Annotated in this window: 9 protein-coding genes; all 9 read right to left on the minus strand. The window is 61.4% G+C overall.

Annotation, left to right across the window (positions count from 1 at the left end; all coding sequences use genetic code 11):
* Positions 1-136: 136 nt before the first annotated feature.
* Positions 137-877 (minus strand): flagellar motor protein, encoded by a 741-nt coding sequence (locus GIW04_RS21775; protein WP_003192902.1) that lies wholly within the window; start codon positions 875-877, stop codon positions 137-139.
* On the minus strand, positions 877-2,007 hold the full coding sequence (locus tag GIW04_RS21780; protein ID WP_003192904.1) for a protein-glutamate methylesterase/protein-glutamine glutaminase: 1,131 nt from the start codon (positions 2,005-2,007) through the stop codon (positions 877-879). Before GIW04_RS21780 ends, GIW04_RS21775 begins: the two co-directional genes overlap by 1 nt.
* A gap of 48 nt (positions 2,008-2,055) precedes the next feature.
* Positions 2,056-4,260: a chemotaxis protein CheA gene (locus tag GIW04_RS21785; RefSeq protein WP_003192905.1), complete on the minus strand. Its 2,205-nt coding sequence runs from the start codon at positions 4,258-4,260 to the stop codon at positions 2,056-2,058.
* Between the two features lie 11 nt (positions 4,261-4,271).
* Complete coding sequence (locus GIW04_RS21790; RefSeq protein WP_003192906.1) at positions 4,272-5,060, minus strand: protein phosphatase CheZ; 789 nt, start codon at positions 5,058-5,060, stop codon at positions 4,272-4,274.
* An 18-nt stretch (positions 5,061-5,078) separates the two neighbouring features.
* Positions 5,079-5,453, minus strand: a complete 375-nt coding sequence (locus GIW04_RS21795) for a chemotaxis response regulator CheY (RefSeq protein ID WP_003192908.1) — start codon at positions 5,451-5,453, stop codon at positions 5,079-5,081.
* A gap of 167 nt (positions 5,454-5,620) precedes the next feature.
* Complete coding sequence (gene fliA, locus GIW04_RS21800) at positions 5,621-6,361, minus strand: RNA polymerase sigma factor FliA (protein WP_003192909.1); 741 nt, start codon at positions 6,359-6,361, stop codon at positions 5,621-5,623.
* Complete coding sequence (gene fleN / locus GIW04_RS21805) at positions 6,358-7,191, minus strand: flagellar synthesis regulator FleN (RefSeq protein WP_003192912.1); 834 nt, start codon at positions 7,189-7,191, stop codon at positions 6,358-6,360. Before fleN ends, fliA begins: the two co-directional genes overlap by 4 nt.
* Before the next feature lie 105 nt (positions 7,192-7,296).
* A complete protein-coding gene (gene flhF / locus GIW04_RS21810; RefSeq protein WP_003192914.1) occupies positions 7,297-8,613 on the minus strand; it encodes a flagellar biosynthesis protein FlhF in 1,317 nt (438 codons plus the stop codon).
* Positions 8,614-8,624: 11 nt separating this feature from the next.
* Positions 8,625-10,739, minus strand: a complete 2,115-nt coding sequence (gene flhA, locus GIW04_RS21815) for a flagellar biosynthesis protein FlhA (protein ID WP_169856175.1) — start codon at positions 10,737-10,739, stop codon at positions 8,625-8,627.
* Between the last annotated feature and the right edge of the window lie 315 nt (positions 10,740-11,054).

Below are 11,054 nucleotides of genomic sequence, written 5' to 3' on the forward strand. Positions count from 1 at the left end.
CACACCCACCCCACTGTAGGAGCGAGCTTGCTCGCGAAGATCGTTAACAAAAACGCGGGCATCCTGAATGCACGCGGCGCTCTCGGGTTCTTCGCGAGCAAGCTCGCTCCTACGGGGGTACGGGTGCTCATGTGCATCAATCCATGAAGCCCTGAAGCTTCAATTCGATGGAGCGCGGGTTTTCGCCTTCGGCAATCGACAGGATGCCTTCAAGCAGCATTTCGCGATAACGCGACTGGCGCATGGCAATCGACTTGAGCTTGCTCGCCACCGGCAGCAACACCAGGTTGGCACTGGCCACGCCGTAGATGGTCGCGACAAACGCCACGGCAATGCCGCTGCCCAGTTGCGAGGGGTCGGCCAGGTTGCCCATCACGTGGATCAGGCCCATCACCGCACCGATAATGCCGATGGTCGGCGCGTAGCCGCCCATGCTTTCAAAGACTTTGGCCGCATTGATGTCACGGCTTTCCTGGGTGTAGAAATCCACTTCGAGGATGCTGCGGATCGCTTCCGGTTCGGCACCATCGACCAACAGTTGCAGGCCCTTGCGCGCGTAGCTGTCAGGCTCGGCATCCGCCACGCCTTCCAGGCCCAGCAGGCCTTCCTTGCGGGCGGTGAGGCTCCAATTGACCACGCGGTCGATGCCGCCTGCCAGGTCGACCCGTGGCGGAAAAATGATCCACACCAGAATCTGCATGGCACGCTTGAACGAGCTCAGGGGCGACTGCAACAACGCCGCACCCACGGTACCACCGATCACGATCAGTGCTGCCGGGCCGTTGGCCAAGGCGCCGAGGTGGCCGCCTTCCAGGTAGTTGCCACCAATGATGGCGACAAACGCCATGGTGATCCCGATCAGGCTCAAGACATCCATCAGAGGCAGGCCTCCACCAAGTGCTTGCCGATGTCGTCCAGGCTGTAGACCGCATCGGCCAGGTCAGCCTTGACGATGGCCATGGGCATGCCATAGATCACGCAACTGGCCTCATCCTGGGCCCAGATGGCGCTGCCGCCCTGCTTGAGCAGGCGCGCACCTTCACGGCCATCGGCGCCCATGCCGGTGAGCACCACCGCCAGAACTTTGTCGCCGTAGGACTTGGCTGCCGAACCGAAGGTGATGTCCACGCACGGCTTGTAGTTCAAGCGCTCATCGCCCGGCAGGATTTTGATCGCGCCACGCCCGTCCACCATCATCTGCTTGCCGCCCGGCGCCAGCAGTGCCAGGCCAGGGCGCAGGATGTCGCCATCCTCGGCTTCCTTGACGGTGATGCGGCACAGCTTGTCCAGGCGCTCGGCGAACGCCTTGGTGAACGCCGCCGGCATGTGTTGTACCAGCACAATCGGCGCCGGGAAGTTAGCCGGCAGTTGGGTCAGCACCCGCTGCAAGGCCACCGGGCCACCGGTGGAGGTGCCGATGGCGACCAGCTTGTAAGCCTTGCGCTTGGGTGCCGGCGAATGCGCACTCGGCGCTGCGGCGGCACGTACCGGCGCGACCGCAGGCCGGGCCACGGGCGCAGGCGCCGGGCGCGCAAACGATGAGCTCGGCGCCGCTGCTGCGGGCGCAGGCGTGGGGGCTGGCGCGGGTGTGCTGAACAGGCTGCGACGGTTACTGCGGGAAATGCTGTGCACCTTCTCGCACAGCATCTGCTTGACCTTGTCGGGGTTGCGCGAGATGTCTTCGAAATTCTTCGGCAAAAAATCCACCGCGCCGGCGTCCAAGGCGTCGAGGGTCACCCGCGCGCCTTCGTGAGTCAGCGAGGAAAACATCAATACCGGTGTGGGGCAGCGTTGCATGATGTGGCGCACGGCCGTGATGCCATCCATCATCGGCATCTCGTAGTCCATGGTGATCACGTCCGGCTTCAAGGCAATGGCTTGATCGATCGCCTCTTTGCCGTTAGTGGCCGTGCCGACCACCTGGATCGTTGGATCAGCGGAAAGAATTTCCGAGACGCGGCGGCGGAAGAAACCCGAATCGTCCACCACCAGGACCTTGACTGCCATAAACACTCCGTTAGGCGGGGCGGGCATGACCGCCCTGCCCCACCAGAATCAAATACGCCGTGCGGCGTAACGCTTGAGCATGCTCGGAACATCGAGAATCAGTGCGATGCGACCGTCACCGGTAATGGTTGCGCCCGACATGCCTGGGGTGCCCTGCAGCATCTTGCCCAAAGGCTTGATCACCACTTCTTCCTGGCCCACCAGTTGGTCGACCACAAAGCCGATGCGCTGGGTGCCCACGGACAGAATTACCACATGGCCTTCGCGCTGTTCTTCATGGGCAGCCGAGGCCACCAGCCAACGCTTGAGGTAGAACAGCGGCAACGCTTTGTCGCGCACGATCACCACTTCCTGGCCGTCCACCACGTTGGTGCGCGACAAGTCGAGGTGGAAGATCTCGTTGACGTTGACCAGCGGGAAGGCGAACGCCTGGTTGCCCAGCATCACCATCAGGGTCGGCATGATCGCGAGAGTCAACGGCACCTTGATGACGATCTTGGAGCCCTGGCCCTTGGTCGAGTAGATATTGATCGAGCCGTTGAGCTGGCTGATCTTGGTCTTCACCACGTCCATGCCCACGCCACGCCCGGACACGTCGGAGATCTCGGTCTTGGTCGAAAACCCCGGGGCGAAGATCAGGTTGTAGCACTCGGTGTCGGTCAGGCGGTCGGCGGCGTCCTTGTCCATCACACCGCGCTTGACCGCGATATTGCGCAAGATGGTCGGGTCCATGCCTTTGCCGTCATCGGTGATCGACAGCAGGATGTGGTCGCCCTCTTGCTCCGCCGCCAAAATCACTTTGCCGTTGCGGGACTTGCCGGCGGCTTCGCGTTCTTCCGGGGTTTCTACGCCGTGGTCGACCGCGTTGCGCACCAAGTGGACCAGCGGGTCGGCCAGGGCCTCGACAAGGTTTTTGTCGAGGTCGGTTTCTTCGCCCACCAGTTCCAGGTTGATTTCTTTCTTGAGCTGGCGCGCCAGGTCGCGAACCAGGCGTGGGAAACGGCCGAAGACTTTCTTGATCGGCTGCATCCGCGTTTTCATCACCGCGGTTTGCAGGTCGGCGGTGACCACGTCAAGGTTCGACACGGCCTTCTGCATGGCTTCGTCGCCGCTGTTCAGGCCCAGGCGCACCAGACGGTTACGCACCAGCACCAGTTCGCCCACCATGTTCATGATGTCGTCCAGGCGCGCGGTATCCACACGCACGGTGGTTTCGGCTTCGCTGGCGGGCTTTTCCGCAACAGCCGGCGCCGCTGCACGCGCAGGGGCGGCGGCGGGTGCTGGCTTGGCAGCCGGCGCAGGTTTGGCAGCAACCGGTGCCGCAGTAGCAGCGGCTGGCGCTGCAACCGGGGCGGCAGCGGCCGGGGCCACTTCGCTGAACTTGCCTTTGCCGTGCAACTCGTCGAGCAGGGCTTCGAATTCGTGGTCGGAGATCAACCCGTCACCGGCCGGTGCGGTACTGGCCGCTGGCGCAGCGGCGGCGGCAGTCGCTGCAACCTCGGGCAGGGCTTCGGCCACAAAGGTGCCTTTGCCATGCAGTTGGTCGAGCAGTGCCTCGAATTCGTCGTCGGTAATGTCGGTGCTGGCGTTGGCAGCGGGTGCTTCTGGCGCTGCCGCAGGCGGTGCCACGGCATCTGCTGCGAACTGGCCTTTGCCGTGCAACTGGTCGAGCAACGACTCGAACTCAGCGTCGGTAATGTCTTCACTGCTCGGCGTCGCGGCAGGCTGCACCGGCGATTCAGCTTCGGCCTTGACCGCGCTGAGGGAGTTGAGCAGTTGTTCGAACTCGCTGTCGGTCACGTCCGGCTCGGCTTGCGCCACCGGCTCCGGCGCGGCCTCGACCACCGGCGCAGCCGCGGTGTCGGCAGGTTCGGCCAGGCGCGCCAGGGCGGCCAGCAGTTCCGGTGTGGCGGCGGTGATAGGCGCACGTTCACGCACCTGGCTGAACATGCCGTTGACCGCATCCAGTGCTTCGAGAATCACGTCCATCAGTTCCGAGTCTACGTGACGCTCACCCTTGCGCAGGATGTCGAACACGTTCTCGGCGATGTGACAGCACTCCACCAGCTCATGGAGCTGGAGGAAGCCGGCGCCCCCTTTTACAGTGTGAAAACCGCGAAAAATTGCATTGAGCAGGTTCGCATCATCCGGTCGGCTTTCCAGCTCGACCAGTTGTTCGGACAGTTGCTCTAGAATTTCGCCGGCCTCTACAAGGAAATCCTGAAGGATTTCTTCATCGGCGCCGAAGCTCATGTGGGTGCTCCTTAGAAGCCTAAACTGGATAACAGGTCATCTACGTCATCCTGACCTGACACAACGTCTTCACGTTTATCGGCATGAATCTGCGGACCTTCACCCTTGGCGAGATGTTTTTGTGGATCTTTTTCCGAGAGGATCGCTTCGCGGTCATGTTCGATGCCGGCAAAACGATCGACCTGGCCGGCCATCAGCACCAATTTGAGCAAGTTGCTTTCCACTTCGGTGACCAACTGGGTCACGCGCTTGATCACCTGGCCGGTAAGGTCCTGGTAATCCTGGGCCAGCAGGATGTCGTTGAGGTTGCTGGCCACCGTGCGGTTTTCCTGTTCGCTGCGCGACAAGAACCCGTCGACGCGACGCGCCAATTCACGAAACTCTTCAGCACCGACTTCGCGGCGCATGAAGCGGCCCCAGTCCTGGCTCAAGGCCTGGGCTTCCGTGGCCATGCCGTTGACCAGGGGCGTGGCGTTTTCCACCAGGTCCATGGTGCGGTTGGCCGCCGCCTCAGTCAGCCTGACCACATAGGACAGGCGCTCAGTGGCATCGGTGATCTGGGAAATTTCTTCGGCCTGGGGCATGCGCGGGTCAATCTGGAAATTGACGATTGCGCTGTGCAGCTCGCGTGTGAGCTTGCCCACTTCCTGGTACAGGCCGCGGTCACGGGTCTGGTTAAGCTCATGGATCAACTGCACCGCATCGGCGAACTGGCCTTTTTCCAGGCTGTCGACCAACTGGTGAGCATGTTTTTTCAGGGTCGACTCAAAGTCGCCCTGTGACGTTTCGTTATGCTCCATAGCTCCCCCGCGATGGCATTAGCCGTGGATGCGTTCGAAGATTTTCTCGATCTTCTCTTTCAAGGCCAGTGCCGTGAATGGTTTGACCACATAACCGTTGACCCCGGCTTGGGCGGCTTCGATGATCTGTTCACGCTTGGCTTCGGCGGTCACCATCAGCACAGGCAAGCTGCGCAGTTTTTCATCGGCGCGCACATGGCGCAGCAGGTCGATACCGGTCATGCCCGGCATGTTCCAGTCGGTCACCAGAAAGTCGATGCTCCCGCTGTTGAGGATCGGAATGGCCGTCAGGCCGTCATCCGCCTCGACCGTGTTGGTGAACCCAAGGTCACGCAACAGGTTTTTAATGATCCGCCGCATCGTTGAGAAGTCATCAACGATGAGGATTTTCATGTTCTTGTCCAATTCGACCTCCAAGCAGTCTTAAACGCGCCCAGCACCTGGACGCGCCATTTCAATCAACAGGCGTTACACAAAAAGGACTGCCCAGGGCACCACGGTACTCACCCGCAAAACCCTGCGGTTTCACGGTAGCGTCTGCAGTGTCCCCACACTGCCTGTCAGCGCGCGCGCCACTCGGCCAATCGCCCCCGCAAGCGGGCTGCGCACTGGCTATGCAACTGGCTGACACGCGATTCGCTGACCCCCAGGACCTCACCGATTTCCTTGAGGTTCAGCTCTTCGTCGTAGTACAGCGCCAGCACCAGCCGCTCACGCTCCGGCAGATTGGCGATTGCATCGGCCAACGCGCCCTGGAAACGTTCGTCTTCCAGGTCGCGCGACGGCTCCGTATGCGCGCTCGCGCCGTCCTCGTGCAGCCCTTCGTGTTCGCCGTCCTGTAAAAGGTCGTCGAAACTGAACAGGCGGCTGCCCAAGGTATCGTTCAAAATCCCGTAGTAATCGTCGAGACTCAATTGGAGTTCGGCCGCAACTTCATGATCTTTAGCGTCACGACCGGTTTTTGCTTCAATTGCACGAATTGCATCACTGACCATGCGCGTATTGCGGTGTACCGAACGCGGCGCCCAATCGCCTTTACGCACTTCATCGAGCATCGCGCCACGGATACGGATACCCGCATACGTTTCGAAACTGGCACCCTTGCTGGCGTCGTATTTGGTCGACACTTCAAGCAAGCCGATCATGCCGGCCTGGATCAAGTCTTCGACCTGCACACTCGCGGGCAGGCGCGCCAACAGGTGATAGGCAATGCGCTTGACCAACGGCGCATAGCGCTCGATCAATTCGCCCTGGCTGTCACGTGCCGACTTTTTGTAAAGGTTGTAGCCGCTGGATGTCATAGCACCGGTCCTGCGCTCGTCTGATGCACCAAACGCTCGACGAAAAACTCCAGATGCCCCCGCGGGTTGGCGGGCAACGGCCAGGTATCGACCTTCTGGGCAATGGCCTTGAACGCCAGTGCACATTTCGAACGAGGGAACGCTTCATAGACCGCACGCTGCTTTTGCACGGCCTTGCGCACACACTCGTCATAGGGAACTGCGCCGACGTATTGTAAAGCCACATCGAGGAAGCGATCCGTGACCTTGGTCAACTTGGCGAACAGGTTGCGCCCTTCCTGCGGGCTCTGGGCCATGTTGGCCAGCACGCGAAAGCGGTTCATGCCGTAGTCACGGTTAAGCAGTTTGATCAGCGCGTAGGCATCGGTGATCGAGGTGGGTTCGTCGCACACCACCAGCAGCACTTCTTGCGCTGCGCGCACAAAGCTGACCACCGACTCGCCGATGCCGGCGGCGGTGTCAATCACCAGCACGTCGAGGTTGTCGCCGATGTCGCTGAACGCCTGGATCAACCCGGCATGCTGCGCGGGGCTCAGGTGCACCATGCTCTGGGTGCCCGAGGCAGCCGGCACGATGCGGATGCCTCCGGGGCCCTGGAGCAGCACATCGCGCAGCTCACAGCGGCCCTCGATTACATCGGCCAGGGTATGTTTGGGTGTCAGCCCCAGCAGAACGTCCACGTTCGCCAAGCCCAGGTCAGCATCCAGCAGCATGACGCGACGGCCAAGCTCTGCCAGGGCCAGGGACAAATTCACTGACACGTTAGTTTTCCCGACGCCACCTTTGCCGCCGGTCACCGCGATCACCTGTACGGGATGCATGCTGCCCATTTTATTTCTTTACCTTGTCTTGCTTAGACGCAGGCTACATGGCTTGGCCGCGTGAATCGCTTGCAGACCATCGATGTAGGTACATTTCACGGTGTTCATCCTGCCTCAACCCACCCGTTTAGCCGGGTGGTGGTAAAGGTCGGCGAACATATCGGCCATCGCTTCCTCGCTAGGCTCGTCTTGCATTTGCACACTCACGGCACGGCTGACCAACTGATGACGGCGCGGCAGATGCAGATCATCCGGGATCCGCGGCCCGTCGGTGAGGTAGGCAACCGGTAATTCATGGCTGATGGCCAGGCTCAATACCTCGCCCAGGCTCGCGGTTTCGTCGAGCTTGGTGAGGATGCAGCCGGCCAGGCCGCAACGCTTGTAGCTATGATAGGCAGCGGTAAGAACCTGTTTCTGGCTGGTGGTTGCAAGCACCAGGTAATTTTTCGATTTTATGCCACGGCCGGCCAGGCTTTCGAGTTGCATGCGCAGGGCCGGGTCGCTGGCTTGCAGGCCGGCGGTGTCGATCAGCACCACGCGCTTGCGCAGCAGCGGGTCGAGGGCATTGGCCAGGGACTGGCCCGGGTCGACATGAGTCACCGGCACGTTGAGGATGCGACCCAGGGTCTTGAGCTGCTCCTGGGCGCCGATGCGGTAACTGTCCATGCTCACCAGCGCGATATTCTGCGCGCCGTACTTGAGCACATAACGGGCAGCCAGCTTGGCCAGGGTGGTGGTCTTGCCCATGCCGGCGGGGCCGACCATGGCGATCACACCGCCCTCTTCCAGGGGTTCGATTTCCGGCGTGGCGATCATGCGCGCCAAGTGCGCCAGCAGCATGCGCCAGGCCTGGCGGGGCTCTTCGACTTCAGCGGTCAAGGCCAGCAGGTCGCGGGACAACGGGCCGGACAGGCCGATACGCTGCAGGCGACGCCACAGGTTGGCTTGCTGCGGCTTGCTGCCTTGCAGTTGGGTCCAGGCCAGCGAGCCCAGCTGCACTTCGAGCAATTCACGCAGGCCGTTGAGTTCAAAACGCATCGAGTCGATCACGCGCTGGTCAACTGCGGCAGCCGGGGCAGGCGCTGCAGGACGCGGCGGTTCGACAAAGGTGGGCTCAACCAGCGGCTCGGCGGCGGTCAGCGGCAGGCCGGCAAACAACTGGCGATTGGTGCTCGCATCGCTGTCGCCACGCATGCTCAGTTCAGCCTGGGCCGACACAATGCGCGAGGCGGTCTTGCGCAGCTCGTCTTCGAGTTCCATGTTCGGTACGCGCGGGGCCAGCGCCTGGGGTGTGTAATCCAGGGCAGCCGTCAGCTCGACACCGCCGGCAATCCGACGGTTACCGATAATCGCGGCATCGGCGCCCAGCTCATCGCGGACCAATTTCATGGCCTGACGCATATCGGCGGCGAAAAAACGCTTAACTTGCATAACCCACTACCTCAGCCATTGGGCCCAACTGTCGCGACGATAGTCACTTGCTTATTGTCAGGAATTTCCTGGTAAGCCAACACGTGCAAATTCGGTACAGCCAGGCGTCCGAACCGCGACAACATCGCGCGAACCGGGCCGGCCACCAGCAGGATCACCGGGTTGCCCTGCATTTCCTGGCGCTGTGCGGCGTCGATCAACGAACGCTGCAGCTTTTCAGCCATGCTTGGCTCCAGTAAAACGCCCTCTTCCTGGCCTTGCCCTGCCTTCTGAATACTATTGAGCAATATTTGTTCCAACCTGGGTTCCAAGGTGATCACAGGCAGCTCGGACTCAGTCCCTACAATGCTTTGCACGATTGCGCGGGACACGCCGACACGCACCGCCGCCACCAGAGCGGCAGTATCTTGACTCTTGGCGGCATTGTTGGCGATGGCCTCGGCAATGCTGCGAATGTCGCGCACGGGCACCTGTTCGGCCAACAGCGCTTGCAACACCTTGAGCAACTGCGACAGCGACAACACGCCCGGCACCAGTTCTTCGGCCAGTTTCGGCGACGATTTGGCCAGCAAGCCCATCAATTGCTGGACTTCCTCGTGACCGATCAACTCGTGGGAGTGCTTGTAGAGAATCTGGTTGAGGTGCGTGGCGACCACGGTGCTGGCATCCACCACGGTGTAACCCAAAGACTGCGCCTGGCTGCGCTGGCTCACTTCGATCCACACCGCTTCCAGGCCGAAAGCCGGATCTTTGGCGGTGATGCCGTTGAGCGTACCGAACACTTGCCCTGGGTTGATCGCCAGTTCGCGGTCTGGGTAGATCTCGGCTTCGGCCAGGATCACCCCCATCAGCGTCAGGCGATAGGCGCTGGGGGCCAGGTCGAGGTTGTCGCGAATATGCACGGTGGGCATCAGGAAGCCCAAGTCCTGGGACAGCTTCTTGCGCACGCCCTTGATCCGCGCCAGCAGTTGCCCACCCTGGTTGCGGTCGACCAGCGGGATCAGGCGGTAGCCGACTTCCAGGCCGATCATGTCGATGGGCGTGACGTCGTCCCAGCCCAGCTCCTTGGTTTCCTGGGCACGGGCCGGAGATGGCAGCAGCTCCTGTTGACGCGCGATCTCCTGCTCGGCCTGGACCTTGACCTGGTTCTGCTTCTTCCAGAACAGGTACGCCGCGCCACCCGCCAGGGCCGCCATGCTCAGGAACGAGAAGTGCGGCATGCCCGGCACGATGCCCATGATCGCCATGATGCCCGCCGCCACGGCCAGAGCCTTGGGCGAAGCGAACATCTGCCGGCTGATCTGCTTGCCCATGTCTTCGGAGCCCGAAGCACGGGTGACCATGATGGCCGCCGCTGTGGATAACAACAGTGATGGCAATTGCGCCACTAAACCGTCACCGATGGTCAGCAAGGCGTAGACCTTGCCGGCATCACCGAATGTCATGCCGTGCTGGAACATACCGACGGCCACGCCGCCGATCAGGTTGATGAACAGGATCAACAGGCCGGCGATGGCGTCACCGCGCACAAACTTGCTGGCACCGTCCATGGAGCCGTAGAACTCGGCTTCCTGGGCAACTTCGGCCCGGCGCGACTTGGCCTGGTTCTGGTCGATCAGGCCGGCGTTGAGGTCGGCGTCGATGGCCATCTGCTTGCCGGGCATGGCGTCGAGGGTAAACCGCGCGCTCACCTCGGAAATTCGCCCAGCGCCCTTGGTCACCACCACGAAGTTGATAATCATCAGGATCGCAAACACCACGATACCAACCACGTAGTTACCGCCGATCACCACCTCACCGAACGCCTGGATCACCTTACCGGCGGCCGCGTGGCCGTCCTGGCCGTGGAGCATCACCACCCGCGTGGAAGCCACGTTCAATGCCAGGCGCAACAGGGTCGCCACCAGCAGAATCGTCGGGAATACCGCAAAATCCAGCGGCCGCAGGGCGTACACGCACACCAGCAGGACTACGACGGACAGGGCAATGTTGAAGGTAAAGAACACGTCGAGCAGGAACGGCGGCATCGGCAACATCATCATTGCCAGCATCACCAGCAACAACAACGGCACACCCAGATTGCCCCGCGACAAGTCAGTCAGGGTGCCACGGGCCGTGTTGAGCATTTGAGAGCGATCTACCACCGGTATTCCTCGGGTCCTTGAAGCAAAGTTTTGACGCTGGAGGGCGACTTGGAGGCGGGGTTGCAAGAAGCCTTCCAACTTTGCTTTTGGAGTGATCGTCGGGTGGTAACCGATTCGAGTGTGGGAGCTGGCTTGCCTGCGATTGCGGTGTGTCAGCCACTGGGATAGTGGCTGCGAGTCAGCCATCGCAGGCAAGCCAGCTCCCACATTTGGATTTGTGTGCATCGTGGATATCGAGGAAATTTCCGACATGGATTTGGGGTTGCCCCTAGGAAATGTGATCTCTAGTCTCCGTAC

Origin of the sequence: Pseudomonas sp. PA-4-8C, assembly GCF_021606625.1 — a bacterium.
Classification (GTDB): domain Bacteria; phylum Pseudomonadota; class Gammaproteobacteria; order Pseudomonadales; family Pseudomonadaceae; genus Aquipseudomonas; species Aquipseudomonas lactis.